The following is a 16399-nucleotide window of genomic DNA, read 5'->3' as shown; positions in this document are numbered from 1 at the left end:
GCAGACGGCGTGACCACCGACTCAGCGGAACCGGCGGTGCCGCCGGGCATCATGGCGGCATGCGATTCCTCGTCCGCCTCGTCGTCAACGCCGTCGCGCTCTGGCTCACGACCCTGATCGTGAGCGGTGTCACGGTCGTCCCGTTCGGCACCGGCGACACCACCGCCGTCGTGCTGACGTTCCTGCTCGTGGCGTTCGTGTTCGGCCTGGTGAACGCCGTCGTCGGCACGATCATCCGGGTCGTCGCGTTCCCGCTCTACGTCCTGACGCTCGGGCTCATCTCGCTCGTCGTGAACGCCGTCCTGCTGCTCATCGTCGCCGGGATCTCCGACGCGATGGGCTTCGGGCTGCAGGTCGAGTCGTTCGGCTGGGGCATCGTGGGTGCCTTCGTCCTCGCCGTGTTCTCGTGGCTGATCGGCCTGTTCGTGCGCCCCGCGCTCGACCGGCGCCGTCGGTGACGCGGGCCGGGCGACCGACCGGCACCGTGCCTCCAGGCCGGTGACCGTCGCGCACACGCGCCGCGACCCGTCATGATGAGCACATGACCGAGGACGGCCCAGCACCCTTCCGCGTGTCGTTCGTCTGCAGCGGGAACATCTGCCGATCGCCGATGGCAGGCATCGTCTTCGCGCAGATCGCGGCGGACGCGGGGATGTCCGACCGGTTCCACGTGGAGTCGGCCGGGACCGGGGACTGGCACGTCGGAGAGCCCGCGGACGAGCGCACGATCGCGGCGCTCGCAGCGCGCGGATACGATGGCAGCAGGCATCGCGCCCGCCAGTTCGACCCGGACCGGTTCCCGGACCTCGACCTGGTGGTCGCACTCGACCGATCCCACGAACGCGTCCTGCGCTCATGGGCACCGACCATGGACGACGCCGCCAAGGTGACGCTCCTGTTGCGGTACGACGACGCCTGGCCCCAGCAGACCGACGTACCGGATCCGTACTACGCGGACCGGCACGAGTTCGACCGAGTGCTCTCGACCGTCGAGCGGGCCTGCCGGGCGCTCTTCCGACAACTCGAACCGGCAGTCCGTCAGGGAGCCCCATGACCCCCCTTCCCCCGCAGCCGATCAGCCCGCTCGACGGGCGGTACTACCCGGTCGTGCACACGGTGGGCGAGCACCTCTCCGAGGCCGGCCTGAACCGTGCGCGCGTCGTGGTCGAGGTGGAGTGGCTCGTGTTCCTGACCGACCACGCCATGTTCACGACCTCGCCGCTGAGCGTCGACGACAAGGCCGCGCTCCGTCGGGTCGTCGAGACCTTCGGGCAGCAGGAGATCGCCGAGCTCGCCGAGATCGAGGCGACGACCCGTCACGACGTCAAGGCGGTCGAGTACTTCGTGCGCCGTCGCCTGTCCGACCTCGGGCTCGACGCCATCGCCGAACTGACGCACTTCGCGTGCACGAGCGAGGACGTCAACAACCTGTCCTACGCGCTCACCGTCCGGGACACCGTCGAGCAGGTGTGGCTGCCGGCCTACCGCTCCGTGATCGCGACGCTGCGCACGATGGCAGAAGAGCTCAAGGCCGTGCCGATGCTGTCCCACACCCACGGGCAGCCGGCCACCCCGACCACGCTCGGCAAGGAGCTCGCGGTCGTCGTCTACCGGCTCGAGCGCGTCCTCGCCCAGATCGAGGGCGGCGAGTACCTCGGCAAGTTCTCCGGCGCGACCGGCACGTTCTCGGCGCACCTGGCCGCGGACCCCGAGGCCGACTGGCCCGCCCTGTCGAAGGAGTTCGTCGAGGGCCTCGGCCTGACGTGGAACCCGCTCACGACGCAGATCGAGTCGCACGACTGGCAGGCCGAGCTGTACGACCGGGTCCGGCACGCGAACCGCATCCTGCACAACCTGGCGACGGACGTGTGGACCTACATCTCGATGGGGTACTTCACGCAGATCCCGGTCGCGGGCGCCACGGGCTCGTCGACCATGCCGCACAAGATCAACCCGATCCGGTTCGAGAACGCCGAGGCGAACCTCGAGATCTCGTCGGCGCTGTTCTCCACGCTGTCCGAGACGCTCGTCACGAGCCGCCTGCAGCGCGACCTCACCGACTCCACCACGCAGCGGAACATCGGCGTCGCGTTCGGGCACTCGCTGCTCGCGCTCGACAACCTGCGCCGCGGCCTGGGCGAGATCGCCGTGAACCAGGTGCGGCTGGCCGAGGACCTCGACCACAACTGGGAGGTGCTGGGCGAGGCGGTCCAGACGGTCATCCGGGCCGAGGTCACCGCGGGGCAGTCGAACATCGAGGACCCCTACGCGATGCTCAAGGAACTCACCCGGGGCAAGCGGATCGGCCAGGACGAGCTCGTGGCCTTCGTGAACGGCCTCGACATATCGTCCGGCGCCAAGGCGCGGCTGACGGCCCTGACGCCGGCGACGTACACGGGCCTGGCGGACGAGCTGGTCGACGACCTGGAGGTCTGAGACCCGGGCTCGGGCAGGCCCGGTCCGGTCCGGTCCGGTCCGCAAGACGCAACCTCGGCGGCTCCTCGCAGCGGTACTCCGCTGCGAGGAGCCGCCTTCGTTGCGTCGCGCGAGTGGCGGGACGCCACGACCGGACTGGAGGCACGGTGCCGGTCCGGTGCGCGCCTCACCCGCCCCGGGTGGTGACGTCGCGTGCCTCCGCGACCAGCGCCTCCAGGACGGTCCGGACCGCGGGCCGGACCGCGCGGTCCGGCCGCACGAGCGCCTCGATGCGGCGTCCGGCGCGGACCGCGCCGAGCTCCGCCAGGTGGAAGCGACCGGCTGCTCGGGTGCCCGACGTGTACCGCGGGACCAGGGCGACGCCGTGCCCGGCCGCGACGAGGTTCTCGATGACCGGCAGGTGGATCGTGCGGAAGCCGACGTCGGGCGGGGTGTCGGTCGCGGCGGCCATGGCCGTCAGGACGCGGTCGATCGGGTAGCCCTCGGGGACGCCGATCCAGGGTTCGCCGACGACCTCGTCGATCCGTACCCGGTCGCGGTCGGCGAGCCGGTGCCCGAGCGGCAGCGCCACGTCGAGCGGCTCGCGCAGCAGCGGGACCGTCTCGAGTCGTTCGCGCCCGGCGGGCGGCGCACCGTCCGGCCGGTGCCCGATGACGACGTCGTGGTCGGCGGTGAGCGGCCCGAAGGCGTCCTCGTCGACGTCGACGTCCACCAGGACCAGGTCGATCGCGGGGTGGTCCCGCATGCGCGTGAGCAGCCCGGGCAGCAGGAGTTCCGCGGCCGAGGGGAACACCGCGAGGTCGACGCGGCCGACCGTGCCGCCGAGGTGTTCCTGCCACGCGGCGTCCAGCTCCGCGACGGCCGTTGCGACGCCGTCCGCCAGGCGCGCGAGCACCCGGCCGTGCTCCGTCAACCGGACGCCCCGGCCGGCGCGCTCGACCAGCGGCACGCCGACCTGGCGCTCGAGGGTGCGGAGCTGTTGCGAGACCGCGCTCGGGGTCCGGTGCGTGGCCGTGGCGACCGCCGTCACGCTCCCCCGCCCGGCGAGCTCCCGGAGCACGGCGAGGAGCTGCACGTCGAAGCCGACCATGAAGCGAGGCTACAACGTCGATACGGAACTCTGCGCTGGTGCTGCACTGTCGGCACGCGCGACGATCGGGAGGTGCGCTCTCGTGACCGACTCCTCGCCGTCCTGGTCGCCGTCGTCTGGGGACTGAACTTCCCCGCGACGGCGCTCGCCCTCGAGCACTTCCCGCCGTTCCTGCTCGCCGCCGTCCGGTTCACGCTGCTGGCCGTGCCGACGGTGCTGTTCGTCCCGCGGCCGAGGATGCCGTTCGGACGGCTGCTGCTCGTCGGTACCGGCCTCGGGGTGCTCCAGTTCGCGTTCCTGTACCTCGGCATGGCGGCCGGGCTGCCGTCCGGGCTGGCCTCGCTCGTGCTGCAGGCGTCGGCGCCGTTCACGGTCGTGCTCGCCGGGGTGTTCCTGCGCGAGCGGCTGACCGGACGACAGGTGGTCGGCGTGACGATCGCGGTCGCAGCACTCGCGGCGATCGCGGTCCACCGTGCCCAGGCCGCGGCGCTCGTGCCGGTCGTGCTCGCGCTGTGCGGCGCGCTCGGTTGGGCGATCGGCAACGTGGCCACCCGCCGCGCCGGTCCGGTCAACCCGCTGCACCTGACGCTGTGGTGGTCGATCGTGCCGCCGGTGCCGATGGCCGTCCTCGCACTCGTCGTCGAGGGACCCGAGCGCGTCGGCACAGCCCTCGGCACGGCCTTCACCGCGGCGGCGCTCCCCGCGGACATCGGGCTGCTCTACATCGTGCTCGTCGCGTCGCTGGTCGGGTACGGCATCTGGTCGCGCCTGCTCGGTACCTACCCGTCGAGCACGGTCGCGCCGTTCTCGATGCTCGTCCCCGTGGTCGGCGTGCTCGCGTCGTGGGTGGCCTTCGGTGAGGTCCCCGACGTGGTCGAGGTGGTCGCCGGCGCGGTGGTGGTCGCGGCGGTGCTCTGGTCGTCCCGGACGCCCCGGGTCGTGCCGACGACGGAGACCGTGGCGGTGCCGCCGCACTCGGAACCCGCGGCGGTCGCCGGACCCGAGCCGCTGCCGGTCAGCCCCGGTGCTGACGGCGCTCGGCGATGATCCCGGCGAGCGCCCCGCGCAGGTCGGGGTGGCGGAACTCGTAGCCCGCCGCGAGCAGCCGGGTCGGCACCACCCACCGGCTCTTCAGGACGAGTTCGGTCTCGGTGCGGATCGCGAACGACCCGAGCTCGAGCATCCAGCGCCAGGTCGGGATGCCGATGCGGCGCCCGACGGCATCGCGGATGGTCGCCATCACGGTGCGGTTGTCCGACGGCTCGGGGCTCGACACGTTCACCGGACCCTCGATCTCCGGGTGGTCCCGCACGAACCGGACGATCCCGACGACGTCGGCGACGTGTACCCAGCTGAAGCGCTGCCGCCCGTGGGTGTGCCGGTCGTGGTGGTACGTCCCGGCGCGCAGTCGGGAGCGTGTCGGGAACCACGGGCCGTCGTACTGCGGTCCGCCGAGGCCCGCCTGCGCGAGTCGGAGGAGCGGGACCAGGGCGCTGCCGTCGCCGAACACGATCGCCATGCGCAGCGCGACCCGACGGGTGGCGGGCAGGTCGGCGTCGAAGAACGCGCGCTCCCACGCCCGGGCCACCGAGACCGAGAAGCCCTCGCCGAGCTCACCCGTGTCCTCGTCCTGCGGACGGTCGTCGGCGTGCCGGTAGATCGTGGCGGTGGATGCGTTCAGCCAGAGCGGCGGCGGGTGCTCGGCGGTCCGGATCGCCTCGGCCAGCTCGAGCGTCGTGTCGACCCGCGACCGCAGGATCTCCGCGCGGTTGCGGCGGCCGTAGCGGCAGTCGACGCTCTTGCCCGCCATGTTCACGACGAGCGCGGCGCCGTCCACGAGCTCGCGGATGCGCATGGTGTTGCCCCACACGGCGTCGCCGGAGCGTCCGACCGTGACGACCTCGTAGCCCTCGTCGCGGAAGGCGTCCTGCAGGTACCGCCCCACGAAGCCGCTCGCCCCCGCGATGACCACTCTCGGCTGCTCCGGTGCCATCAGCCATCCCCTCGTCGACCGGTGTCGGGCTCGACCGCGTAGCGGAACGTCCCCTCGTACCGGTACAGCGTGCCGAGCACCGGCGCGTGGAGCACCAGGGACACGCGCTGCACGTCGGCATCGTCATCGAATCGTTCCACGAGCGTCACACGCGGCGCGACGCGGGCCGGGACGACCAGGTCGCGCCCGAACGCCCGCAACGACACCCGGGTGGAGACCAGCCGGAGCGCACCCGCCCCCGGCCCGGTCGCGTCGACCTCGGCGCGCAGCAGCGCACTGAGACGCCCGCGGCGCCCGAGGTGGTCGACCAGCCCGTCCGGTCCGGCGGCGATCGCGTCCACCATCGTGCGGGACCCGGAGCGGAACCGGAAGGTGCGGCGCGCGACCACGGCGATCTGAGCCTGCCGGCCGTCCGCAGCCCCGCGACCGACGCGAGCCGGGCGGTTCTCGACCGTGAACGGGACGTCCCGCTCCCAGACCGGGAACAGCACCCCCTCGTGGGCGAGGCACGCGAGGACCGGCCACAGCCAGCGTCGCGGTGTGCCGACCACGGCGAAGACGCCCTCGCCGCGACCGACGTCACCGGCCGGGACCGGACCGAAGTACGTGCGGAGCCGCGGGTGCAGCCGGGCCAGCACGTCGGGCGGGATCGTCAGCTGCCACGGCGACACGGTCACGTGCCGAGCCTGGCACGTCGTCGGTGCGACTGCCTACGATCGAGGGCATGGGTCACGACCACGGGCACACGCACGGACACGCCTCCGAGCGGGCACTCCTGGTCGCGTTCTGCATCTCGGCGGGCATCCTGCTGGCCGAGGTCGTCGGGGCGGTGCTGACCGGGTCGCTCGCACTGCTCGTCGACGCCGGGCACATGGTCGTCGACACGGGCGGTCTCGGCATCGGACTCGTCGCGACGCGGCTCGCCCGGCGCTCCCCCACCGCCCAGCGGACCTGGGGGTACCAGCGGGCCGAGGTGCTCGGGGCGACGGCGCAGGCGGCGATCCTGCTCGCGGTCGGCGTCTACGTGGTGATCTCCGCGGTCCAGCGGCTGTTCGTCCCGGCCGAGGTGCACGCCGGACCGCTCCTGGTGTTCGGCGTCGTCGGACTCGTCGGGAACCTGGTGGCGTACGCGGTGCTGCTCCGGGCCTCCGGCGAGGGGTTCACGTCCCGCGCCGCACGACTCGAGGTCCTGAACGACACGCTCGGCTCGGTCGCGGTGATCGCCGCGGCCGTCGTCCTCGGGCTGACGGGGTGGCAACGGGCGGACTCCGTCGCCGCGATCCTGATCGGGCTGCTCATCCTGCCGCGCGCGGTCCGGCTGCTGCGGGAGACCGCGAACGTCCTGCTCGAGTCGACGCCTCCAGGGCTCGACCTGGACGACGTGCGCGCGCACATCCTGGAGCTCGACCACGTCATCGCGGTGCACGACCTGCACGCGACGCTCGTCGCGACCGGGGTGCCGAACCTGACGGCGCACGTCGTCGTGGACGACCACTGCTTCTCGACGGCGCACGCACCGCGAATCCTCGACGCGTTGCAGCAGTGCGTCGCGGAGCACTTCGACGTGCCGGTCGAGCACTCGACGTTCCAGCTCGAGCCGGTGTCGCACCGGCGGCACGAGCACGAGGTGCACGCGTAGGACGTGCCGGTGTCGGTCGGCGTCAGCAGCCGTCGTCGCGGGTCGGGTAGGCGGTGATCACCCGGTCGGTGGTCGCCGAGACGATGACCGTGACGAAGGGCTCGTCGTCGGGCCGGGAGCCGTCGTCGAAGCGGACCGGTGCGGCGAAGCAGACCTTGCCGTCGCCGGCGTCCACCGGGTACCCGTCCCGCGGGGAACCGAGTGCGGTCTGCACCGCGGTGAGCATCGCGTCGTCCCAGTCCCGGCTGCCGTGTCCGGCGACGACGTCCTGCCAGTCGCGGGTGTGCCGGACGCGGATGTGCTCGTAGCCCTGGGCCGACGTCCCGCACTGCAGGACGACCTCGCCGAGCGCGGCCGTCTCGTAGCGTGCGACGACCTGGCGGCTGCTCGACCGGCACTGGTCGAGCACGTCGGCGCCGGGCAGGTCGGGGCCCTCGCGCGGGATCGTGACGGTGACCTCGTCGGGGGCCTCCGCCGCGCCGGTGGCGGTCGTCGCGGTGGGTCCGCTGCCGGGGGCCGGGTCGTCCCCGCTCCGCTCGGTCGTCAGCACGACCCCGGCGGCGACCAGGCCGCCGGCGATGACCGCGGCGAGGCCGGCGAGGGCTGGTCGTGTGCGCTTCCGGGCCATGCCCCCAGTATGCCGGGCCGCCCGGCGCCGGCGGGGCCCGTGCGGCTGCGTCCTACTCGGCGTTGGCCGCCAGCCGGACACCCGCCACCAGGGCGAGCACGACCACGAAGACCACGTAACCGAGCAGCACCGGTAGCGTCGGGACCACGAGGAGCGCCGCGCCGACCGCCACCACCGGGACCGTGAGCCCCGCGTAGGCGATCAGGAACGTCGCCGCCAGCACACCGCCGCGCTGCTCGGGGCCGACGAGGGACCCGGCACGGGCGATCGACGCGCGGAACAGCAGCCCCACGCCCGCTCCGGCGACGACCCCGCCACCGATGAACCCGCCGACCTGCAGCACGACGGCGGCGACCGCGAGGACCGCGAGCCCGACGACCAGGAGCACCAGCCCGAGCTGGACCTGCCGACGCTGCGCGAGCCGGGCGAAGACGATCTGCGACACCGCGCTCGCCGCGAACACCCCGAACGTGGTCGCCCCGGCCGCGAGCCGGTCGGTCACGTGGAACGTCGTCGCGAGGAACGTCGGCGCCACCGAGGTGAAGAGCCCCTGCACCGCGAGCGCCGCGAACGCCGCGGTCCCGGCGGCCCAGAACGCCCCGGCCTGCCCAGCGGGCGCCTGCATCCGCTGCGGTCGGTACGGCACCGGCTGCTCCGGACGGTCGACGGTCTCGGGCGCCGCGAGCACCACGACGAACGCGACGACCAGCGCCACCACGAACACGACGTACGGCACGACGAGCGGCTGACCGACGAACTCGGCGAGCGCCCCGCCGACGAGCGCACCGAGCGACAGCCCGCCGAGGTTCACCGCCCCCGCCGCCACGCTCGCGCCCTTCGCGGACGCGTCCGACCCGGTGGCCCGGACGCGGAGCTCGCCGAGGTGTGCGGTGGCCGTCGCGGTGAGGAGCCCCACCCCGAGGCCGGTCACGAGGCGGGCCACGACCAGCCCGGTCACGTCGTCCCACAGCAGGAACAGCACCGCGGCGACGAGTTCGAGCGCCACGGACACCAGCACGAGGGGGCGGCGTCCGTGCACGTCGCTGAGGTGCCCGGCGAGGAAGAGCGACGCCACGACACCGACCCCGTAGGCCGCGAAGACCACGGTGGTGGTGAAGGTCGGGAAGCCGTCCCGCGCCTGGTAGATCACGTAGAGCGGGGCCGGGACGGTGGCGAAGGCCATGACCGCCAGGAACGCGAACGCGACGGCCCAGAAGCCGAAGCCGTGCCGGCGCCGGGTGTGCGCGCGGTGCCCCCGAGGGGCGGGGACCCGGTCGGCAGCGGCGGCGGGAGCGGGAGCGGTGGTCGAGGACATGCCTCGATGGTCGTCCCGCAGGTGGCATCGAGTCCAACGGTTCTCCTTGATGGCCACCATCGACCTGGTCGATACTCGTCGGGTGGAGACCCGTCTGCTCGAACAGTTCGTCGCCGTCGCCGCCGAGGGCAGTGTGACCCGCGCCGCCGAGCGCCTGTGGGCCGCGCAGTCGACCGTCTCGGCGGGCATCGCCTCGCTGGAGCGCTCGCTCGGTGTCCGGCTGTTCGACCGGACGGGCCGGCGGACCGTCCTCACCGCCGCGGGCGAGGACCTGCTCCCCCACGCCCGGGCCGCCCTGGACGCCCTCGACCGTATGCGCGACCTCGCCACCGTGGACGACGCCGACCTGCGCGGACGGGTCCGGCTCGGGATCTTCACGAGCATGGACATCGTCGACCTCACCGGGGTCCTCCGTCGGTTCCGGCAGCGCCACCCCCTCGTCGTGGTTGAGCTCATGACGTCTCCGACCGGGACGACCGGGCTCGTCCACGACCTGGTGGCCGGACGACTCGACCTCGCCTACACGGGGTTGCCCGCGGTGCCGCCGGGCATCACGGTCGAGCCGCTGCGGGAGATGCCGTTCCGCGTGTTCGTGGCGTCCGACCACCCGCTCGCGGGACGGACGTCGGTCGGGCTCGCCGAGCTCGCCGGCGAGCCGTTCATCGACACGGCGCACGGGTTCGGCAACCGGATCATCCTGGACGCGGCTCTCGACCGGCTCGGGATCCGGCGCCGCATCGTCGCGGAGATGAACGACATGCCCGCCGTGGTGCGGTTCGCGACCGCCGGGCTCGGTGTCGGGGTCGTGCCGGACTCCGGCGTGCAGCACGACGGCGCGGTGCTGGAGCTCGAGGACGACGTCGCGCCGCTGCGGATCGGGCTGGCGATGCGGACCGACCCGGAACCCAACCGCGCGACGCGGGCGCTGGCCCGCGACGTCGTCGCGGCCCGGCGGGCGGCCTGACGGGACCCACCGACGGACTGGAGGCACGGGGCGGGGCCCGCCACGTGCCTCCAGGCCGTCAGTCCCCCCAGACCTCCCCGACGATCGCGGGCAGGAGCCCGTTCGTCGGGAAGTTCGACTGGTCGATGACCAACCAGGTGTCCCCGCGGACGTACGTCGTGCGCGCCCAGTCCGTGCCGTACTGGGGGTCGCTCCGCACGGCGCGACACGTCCGGATGCCGTCGCGCTCGTCGCAGGTCGGCGACCAGCCCTGGAACGTCGTCCGCTCCAGCTCGGCCATCTGCTCGGGCGTTCCCGTGCCGAGCGTCACGGCCAGCCCTGTGATGTCCGCCTGGGAGTCACGCCAGAGGCAGTACAGGGTGGTCGGCCCGGCGAGCGGATCCCGCCTCGTCGAATCCTTCTCCGCCTGGATCTGGTTCGCGGCGGGACTCCCCGGGTCGGGGAACACCTGCATCAAAGGCGCGTCGCCGAACAGGCGGTCGTAGTCCGACGCCGGCACGATCGCCCGGCAGTCGGTCGGGACGGACGCCACCGTGTCCGGGGTCGACGTCGGCCGGGGTGTCGGCCGGCCGGTGATCGGCGCCGAGCTCGGGGTCGTCGCCGACGGCGCCGGCTCGGGCTGCTGCGTCTGCGCGGGCGCTGCCGCCGGACGGTCCTGTTGCGTGAGCGTCAACGCGACCGCACCGGTCGCCGTGCCGAGCGCGAGCAGCGCCACGACGCCGACGACGATGCCGGACCGTCCGCGTCGCCGGGCCGGCCGCGGGGTGGCGCGTTCGAGGACGTGCTGCTTCATCGAGACGAGCATGCGCTGCAGGTCGTCTCCCTCAGGGGGTTCAGTGTTCATCGTGCATCACCACCTTCTTGAGTCGACGACGGTTGCGGGAGACGCGTTGGGTGACCGCGCCGACGGACAGACCGAGGAGTTCCGCGGCCTCGGCGTACGAGTGCCCCTCGAGCAGGCACAGCTCGCAGATGCGCCGGTCGAGTTCGGGCAACGCCGCGATCTCGGCGCGCACCCAGCGGAGCGTCTCGGCGGCCTCCCCGTGGTCGGACGGGGTCGCCAGGGTCTCGGGCAGCTCGTCGGCGCGGTGCTTGGTGCGCTTCCGTCCCGCGTTGAACGCCAGGTTGCGGCACACCACGAGCAGCCACGGCAGCACCGTGTCCGCCGGGAGTTCGAGCGTCGGCGAGCGCTGCCAGAGCGTCAGGAAGGCGTCCTGCACGACCTCCTCGACGTCCTGCCGGTCATCCGCGAGCGCCCAGGTGTACCGGGTGAGGGTCGCGGCGTAGCGGTCGAACGCGCGGGCGAGCGCGCCACGGTCGCCCGTGGCCATCGCCCGGACGAGCACCGCGTCCGTCTCCGTGGTCACGTCCACACCCCACCTCCCTCACCCTGGAGATGTCGGCAGGACCCGCGGTCCTGACAGGACCGTTCACGATTCGTGACCTCGGGCGTGTCGTGCCTGCGTCAGCCGCGGGCCCCGGGCCGGGCGGGCTGGGCGGACGTCAGTGGAAGTCGTCGCCCTCGACGCGTTCACCGGGGGCCTTGTGCCCACCGAGCATGTCGTTGTCGTCCTGGTCGCTCGACGACGCGAGCTGCAGCATCGCGAGGACCACCACGACGACGATGAAGGCGATGCCGAGGAAGACCAGGGCGAGCACGAACTCCCGCGTCGAGAACAGCACGACGAGGCCGATGAACACGGCGACGATCGCGGAGATCACGAGGAGCTCCGCCGGACGGAGACGGTCGCGACGGCTGGGGGCGTTCATGCGTGGGGTGCTCCGTCCGGGGCTGCGGTCGGCGCCGCCGTTCCCCACTTGTGCGAGAGTCCGGCGATCACGTGGAAGACCGCCGCGATGGCGAGGTAGGCGCCGAGCAGGCCGACGAGGACGATCGAGGCGTCGAGGGTGCCCGACACCTTCTCGATGCCGCCGAGCCGCTGCGAGTAGTCCGGCGGGGTGAGCAGGAAGGCGACGGCCAGCAGCAGGGTCAGGCCGCCGATGGTCGTCCAGTCGCGGGCGAACGGGGACCGACTGCGTGCTCGCAGTCCCTGGGTGAGCTCGAGTGCCCCGGACAGGATCGCCCAGGCCACGACGACCGCGATGAACGCCGGCAGACCGAGGCTGCTCGTCGCGAAGGCCGCGACCGCCGCGACGACGTCGATGCCCGCGTGCACCAGTGTCGTCCGCCGCGACCGTGGGTCGTCCGTCAGCCGGCGGGTACCCGCGACCGCCAGGACGACGGCGTCGACGAGGGCGACGGCGCCGAACAGCACGAGCCCGTAGCCGGCGGCGTGGTTGGCGGAGAAGGTGATGACGACGGCGACGACCGCGGCTGGGACGGCCCGGAGGACGGGGATCGGCCAGTACCGCGCGCGCTCGTCGGCGTCGTCGACGGAGTCGGACACGAGACCTCTTTCGGGCATGCGGGTGGTGGCCCAATCGTACCGCCGTGCCCGCTGCGAGCCGACCGGACGGCGGCGGCCGGCGCTGAGGGAGCACCGAGCCGCCGCACTCCGGCCACCAGCCGGTCAGCCCCGTCAGCCGCCGGCCGGGTCCGTCGTGTCCGTGCGCGCCCTGCGGCGTCGGACCGCCCACCAGCCCGTAATGCCGAGCGCCGTCACCGCCGCACCGACGAGCGCGAGCAGACCGAGGCCGGACGAACCGGTGTAGGCGAGGGACCCGCCACGTCCTGGTCCGGATCCGGGGCCGCGTCCGCCGGCGCCAGGTCCTGCTGTGTCCGTGGCCGGTCCGGGCGAGGCGCTCGTCCCGCCGCCGTCGCCGTCAGTACCCCCGTCTCCGTCGCCGGGGTCGACCACCCCGACCGCGACGCCGGGTGACGGGTCGCCCCCGTCCGGGTCGGACGGCGAGGTCGCCGTCGCGACGTTGACCACGTCGGAACCGTCCCCGCGGTAGGTCTCGTCGAGGACCGTCCGGATCGTGAAGGTACGACGCTCCCCCGGCGCGAGGGTGTCCGCCGACCGGCACGTCACGAGCTGTCCGTCCGCCGTGCAGTCGTCGTCGGACCCGGTGAAGCGCACGGCGGCGGGCAGCTCGTCCGTGACGCCCACGCGCTCGGCGTCGACGGTCCCGTCGTTCCGGGCGGTGAGCGCGTAGGTGAGCTCGTCGCCCGGGTGGACGTCGGTCGCGGGCTCGACGGACTTCTCGGTGCCGAGCCGCGCGACGGGTCCCGGTCCGGGTCCGTCGTCGTCCCGGACACGCGTCTCGGCCACCGAGACGTTGTCGTCGACGAAGGTGTCGGCGAGCCCCGACGCCGGTTCGAGCACCGCACGGCTCGTCAGGGTGCCGGTCGCGTCGTCCGGGACCGTACCGGTCACGGTGACCACCGCACCGGCACCCCGTGGGAGCCCGAGGTCGGTGGACACCGCACCCGTCCCGCTGCCGGCGCCGCACGTGCCGCCGTCGACCCCACGACACGTCCAGGAGACGTCCCGCAGCCCTGCCGGCACGTCGACCGTCAGGCGGCTCGGGTCCGATGCACTCGGCCCGGCATCGCGCGCGACGACGTCCCAGCGGACCTGCTCGCCCGCGGTGACCTCCGGTGCCAGGTCCTGGTCGACGGCGAGGTCGACCGGCACCTGCACCCGGAGCTCGTCGATCTCGTGCACGTCGACGTAGCTGCCGGTCGACGCCGCGAACCCGAGCCGCAGCGTCGGTGGCAGCGGCGCCTGGCCGTCGCCGTGGAGCGGCACCTGGTCGAGGACGGTCCGGAGCGCACCGGCCTCGGTCTCGAGCCGGACCGTGAGCGCGAGGCCGCCGTCGTCCTGCGGCAGCAGCGTCACCCGTACGGTCCGGGGTTCGGGTCCGTCGGTCTGGACGCCGCGCGGGACGTCGGTGCCGGCGACGTACCGGTAGCCGTCGAGTCCGTCGCCCGATCCGCGGACCACCACCGAGTCCGGTGCGGCGCCGGGGCCGGACAGGTTGAGCGGCAGCGAGAAGTTGCCGTACCGGTCGATGGCGATGCCGGCGAAGGCCCCGGGCAGTCCGGGCAGGTCGCAGGGGTGGTCCCCGCCCTGGGTCTCGTGGAAGCGGCAAGCGTACCCGAGGCCGGCACCGGACTGGCCGACGCCTTGCGGTGCGGCGCCGTCGGCGAGGAACAGCAGCAGTCCGTCCGCCCCCGCACGCGTGCCCTCGTGGTACATCGCGTAGTCGAACTCGATGTCGAGCCCGAGGTCGGACGAGAACGTGTCGTCCGTGGACCACGCCCCCGCCTGGCTGAGCTCGTCGTCGGTCAGCCGGAGCCGTCCGTCGACGATCGCGGCGTCCCCGCTCAGAGTGCCACCGGCGACGTCCGAGAAGTCGGCGACGTAGGGGAAGGGCAGCGAGCCGGCGGACGACGGCGCGACGAGCACCGCGGGTCCGCCGAGCAGGCCGAGCGCCGTGGCCACGCCGGCGGCGACCAGTCCGGGCCGTCGGCGCCACCAGCGCCTCGAGCAGTCCGTCGCGGGTCGGGCAGGACGGTCAGCGGGCGCGGCGGATGCGGCGGGTGGGCCGCCGGATGGGGATGTGTGTCGGTTCATGCCCCGATCGTCGCGATCGGGGAGCATCCGCCGACGGCGTGCGCCGCACACTGTGGAGAGCCGCCCGCCGCCGGCGGCTTGGGGAGGAAGGAGCCCGTCGGTCAGCTGAGCCAGACCGTCGTCTCACCAGGCAGCGTGTGCTCGTCGTCGAGCGGCCCAGAAGCGACGACGACCGCGCCCGCGGGCATCGGCACCGGCGTCGTCCCGAAGTTCGTCACGGACCGCCAGCCGTCGTGCCGCGCGAACGCCACGACGCCGTCGCCCGCCTCGACCCAGTGCAGTTCCTCGCCGCGCTGCAGCCGACGCCGGGCCGCCGTCGCCGCGCGGTACAGCTCGAGGGTCGACCCCGCGGCGCCGTCCTCGGCCTCCACCGACCACGCGCCGAAGTCCTCGGGCTGCGGCAGGTGCGGCGCGGTGTCGCCGAAGCCGAACGACGGCCCGGAGCGCGTCCACGGGATCGGCACGCGGCAGCCGTCCCGACCCTTGACCGTGTGCCCGGTGCGCAGCCACTTCGGGTCCTGCAGCTGCGCGTGCGGGATGGCCGCGGCCTCCTGCAGGCCGAGCTCCTCGCCCTGGTAGACGTACGACGAGCCCGGGAGTGCCAGCACGAGCAGCGTCGCCGCCCGCGCACGCCGGAGCCCGCGCTCCCGGTCGAGCACCGGGTCGGTGCCGTCGGTCATCAGCCAGGCGTCGGTGTCGGTGCCGTCGGGCAGCCCGTACCGGGTCGCGTGCCGGACGACGTCGTGGTTCGAGAGCACCCACGTGCTCGACGCTCCGGACTCGGCGGACGCGGCGAGGTTCCGTTCGACGATCGTGCGGAACGAGTCGGCGTCGAACGGTGACTCGAGCAGGTCGAAGTTGAACGCCTGCCCGAGCTCGGTCGGCCTGGCGTAGAGCACGCGGCGCGGCGCCGGCGCCCAGGCCTCGGCGACGGCGGCGCGGGGCGGATCGTACTCGTCGAGCACGGTCCGCCAGGTCGCGAAGATCTCGTGCACCTCGTCGCGGTCGTACAGCGGGTCCGAGCCGTCGAGCGGCAGCGCCTGCTCGTCCGAGTGCCGGTACGGCGTCGACAGGTCCTTCGCGAGCCCGTGCGCGACGTCCACGCGGAAGCCGTCGACCCCGCGGTCGGACCAGAACCGCAGCGTGTCCTCGAAGTCGGCGCGGACCTCGGGGTTCGACCAGTCCAGGTCGGGCTGCTCCGGCGCGAACAGGTGCAGGTACCACTGCCCGTCCGGCACCCGGGTCCAGGCGCTCCCGCCGAAGTTCGAGACCCAGTCGCTCGGCGGCAGCGACCCGTCGGGTCCGGAGCCCTCGCGGAACACGTACCGCGCGCGCTCCGGCGACCCCGGTTCCGCGGCGAGCGCCGCCCGGAACCACTCGTGCTGGTCGGAGGTGTGGTTCGGCACGATGTCGACGATCATCCGCAGGTCGTGCTCGTGCGCGGCGGCCAGCAGGGCATCCGCGTCGGCGAGCGTCCCGAGTCGCGGGTCGACGTCGCGGTAGTCCGCCACGTCGTACCCGCCGTCGGCGAGCGGCGACGGGAAGAACGGGGACAGCCAGATCGCGTCGACGCCGAGCGCGGCGAGGTACGGCACGCGGCTCGTCACCCCGGCGAGGTCGCCGAGGCCGTCGGCGTCCGTGTCCGCGAAGCTCCGCGGGTACACCTGGTAGACGACGGCTTGCCGCCACCAGTCCGGGTCGGTCGTGCGGGGTGTGCTGGCGGGCGTCCGAGGGGTGCTCACCCGGTCAACCTACCGAGCCGGGGCCGTGTCGGGAATGGGTGACCCAGCCGG

At 73.5% G+C, this 16399-nt stretch carries 17 protein-coding genes; 6 read left to right on the top strand and 11 right to left on the bottom strand.

Annotated elements, in window-relative coordinates; translation table 11 throughout:
* Positions 1-59 precede the first annotated feature (59 nt).
* The 3 genes from FB462_RS02670 to purB all read left to right on the top strand — a co-directional run bounded on the left by FB462_RS02670 (position 60) and on the right by purB (position 2436).
* Positions 60-458, top strand: coding sequence for a phage holin family protein (locus FB462_RS02670; RefSeq protein WP_114850392.1), 399 nt, complete (start codon positions 60-62; stop codon positions 456-458).
* Between the two features lie 83 nt (positions 459-541).
* A complete protein-coding gene (locus FB462_RS02665; protein ID WP_114850393.1) occupies positions 542-1054 on the top strand; it encodes a low molecular weight protein-tyrosine-phosphatase in 513 nt (170 codons plus the stop codon).
* The gene (gene purB / locus FB462_RS02660; RefSeq protein ID WP_141859988.1) at positions 1051-2436 is read left to right on the top strand and encodes an adenylosuccinate lyase; all 1386 of its coding nucleotides are present in this window, start codon (positions 1051-1053) and stop codon (positions 2434-2436) included. The genes FB462_RS02665 and purB overlap by 4 nt, the downstream gene beginning before the upstream one ends.
* Before the next feature lie 166 nt (positions 2437-2602).
* On the opposite strand, the gene FB462_RS02655 is transcribed toward purB, so the two are convergent.
* A complete protein-coding gene (locus tag FB462_RS02655; RefSeq protein WP_114850395.1) occupies positions 2603-3526 on the bottom strand; it encodes a LysR family transcriptional regulator in 924 nt (307 codons plus the stop codon).
* Between the two features lie 72 nt (positions 3527-3598).
* Here FB462_RS02655 and FB462_RS02650 point away from each other — a divergent pair, with 72 nt between their 5' ends.
* Positions 3599-4573 carry an EamA family transporter gene (locus FB462_RS02650; RefSeq protein WP_141859986.1) on the top strand — a complete coding sequence of 325 codons (975 nt, stop codon included), beginning with the start codon at positions 3599-3601 and terminating at the stop codon, positions 4571-4573.
* Here FB462_RS02650 and FB462_RS02645 read toward each other — a convergent pair.
* A complete protein-coding gene (locus FB462_RS02645; protein ID WP_141859984.1) occupies positions 4542-5519 on the bottom strand; it encodes an epimerase in 978 nt (325 codons plus the stop codon). The genes FB462_RS02650 and FB462_RS02645 overlap by 32 nt on opposite strands.
* A complete protein-coding gene (locus tag FB462_RS02640; protein ID WP_114850398.1) occupies positions 5519-6196 on the bottom strand; it encodes a DUF4166 domain-containing protein in 678 nt (225 codons plus the stop codon). The genes FB462_RS02645 and FB462_RS02640 overlap by 1 nt, the downstream gene beginning before the upstream one ends.
* Positions 6197-6243: 47 nt before the next feature.
* On the opposite strand from FB462_RS02640, the gene FB462_RS02635 reads away from it, so the two are divergent.
* Positions 6244-7158 (top strand): cation diffusion facilitator family transporter, encoded by a 915-nt coding sequence (locus FB462_RS02635; RefSeq protein WP_114850399.1) that lies wholly within the window; start codon positions 6244-6246, stop codon positions 7156-7158.
* Between the two features lie 22 nt (positions 7159-7180).
* On the opposite strand, the gene FB462_RS02630 is transcribed toward FB462_RS02635, so the two are convergent.
* Complete coding sequence (locus tag FB462_RS02630) at positions 7181-7786, bottom strand: hypothetical protein (protein WP_114850400.1); 606 nt, start codon at positions 7784-7786, stop codon at positions 7181-7183.
* A 52-nt stretch (positions 7787-7838) separates the two neighbouring features.
* The gene (locus FB462_RS02625) at positions 7839-9101 is read right to left on the bottom strand and encodes an MFS transporter (RefSeq protein WP_141859982.1); all 1263 of its coding nucleotides are present in this window, start codon (positions 9099-9101) and stop codon (positions 7839-7841) included.
* A gap of 49 nt (positions 9102-9150) precedes the next feature.
* Here FB462_RS02625 and FB462_RS02620 point away from each other — a divergent pair, with 49 nt between their 5' ends.
* Positions 9151-10065, top strand: a complete 915-nt coding sequence (locus tag FB462_RS02620) for a LysR family transcriptional regulator (RefSeq protein ID WP_167509973.1) — start codon at positions 9151-9153, stop codon at positions 10063-10065.
* Between the two features lie 58 nt (positions 10066-10123).
* Here FB462_RS02620 and FB462_RS02615 read toward each other — a convergent pair whose 3' ends face one another.
* The 6 genes from FB462_RS02615 to FB462_RS02590 form a co-directional block, all read right to left on the bottom strand.
* The gene (locus FB462_RS02615; protein ID WP_141859979.1) at positions 10124-10909 is read right to left on the bottom strand and encodes a superantigen-like protein SSL4; all 786 of its coding nucleotides are present in this window, start codon (positions 10907-10909) and stop codon (positions 10124-10126) included.
* Positions 10899-11432, bottom strand: coding sequence for an RNA polymerase sigma factor (locus FB462_RS02610; RefSeq protein ID WP_229666872.1), 534 nt, complete (start codon positions 11430-11432; stop codon positions 10899-10901). Before FB462_RS02610 ends, FB462_RS02615 begins: the two co-directional genes overlap by 11 nt.
* A 136-nt stretch (positions 11433-11568) precedes the next feature.
* A complete protein-coding gene (locus FB462_RS02605) occupies positions 11569-11835 on the bottom strand; it encodes a hypothetical protein (RefSeq protein ID WP_058741858.1) in 267 nt (88 codons plus the stop codon).
* The gene (locus FB462_RS02600) at positions 11832-12473 is read right to left on the bottom strand and encodes a DUF308 domain-containing protein (protein ID WP_229666871.1); all 642 of its coding nucleotides are present in this window, start codon (positions 12471-12473) and stop codon (positions 11832-11834) included. Before FB462_RS02600 ends, FB462_RS02605 begins: the two co-directional genes overlap by 4 nt.
* 132 nt (positions 12474-12605) lie before the next feature.
* Positions 12606-14474 carry a DUF7507 domain-containing protein gene (locus tag FB462_RS02595; protein WP_167509972.1) on the bottom strand — a complete coding sequence of 623 codons (1869 nt, stop codon included), beginning with the start codon at positions 14472-14474 and terminating at the stop codon, positions 12606-12608.
* 233 nt (positions 14475-14707) lie between these two features.
* The gene (locus FB462_RS02590; protein ID WP_141859970.1) at positions 14708-16348 is read right to left on the bottom strand and encodes a glycoside hydrolase family 13 protein; all 1641 of its coding nucleotides are present in this window, start codon (positions 16346-16348) and stop codon (positions 14708-14710) included.
* Positions 16349-16399: the final 51 nt, after the last annotated feature.

The organism is Curtobacterium citreum, from assembly GCF_006715175.1.
Classification (GTDB): Bacteria; Actinomycetota; Actinomycetes; order Actinomycetales; family Microbacteriaceae; genus Curtobacterium; species Curtobacterium citreum.
Note: the sequence above shows the minus strand (reverse complement) of the source record. Positions and strands in the feature narration are given on the sequence as shown.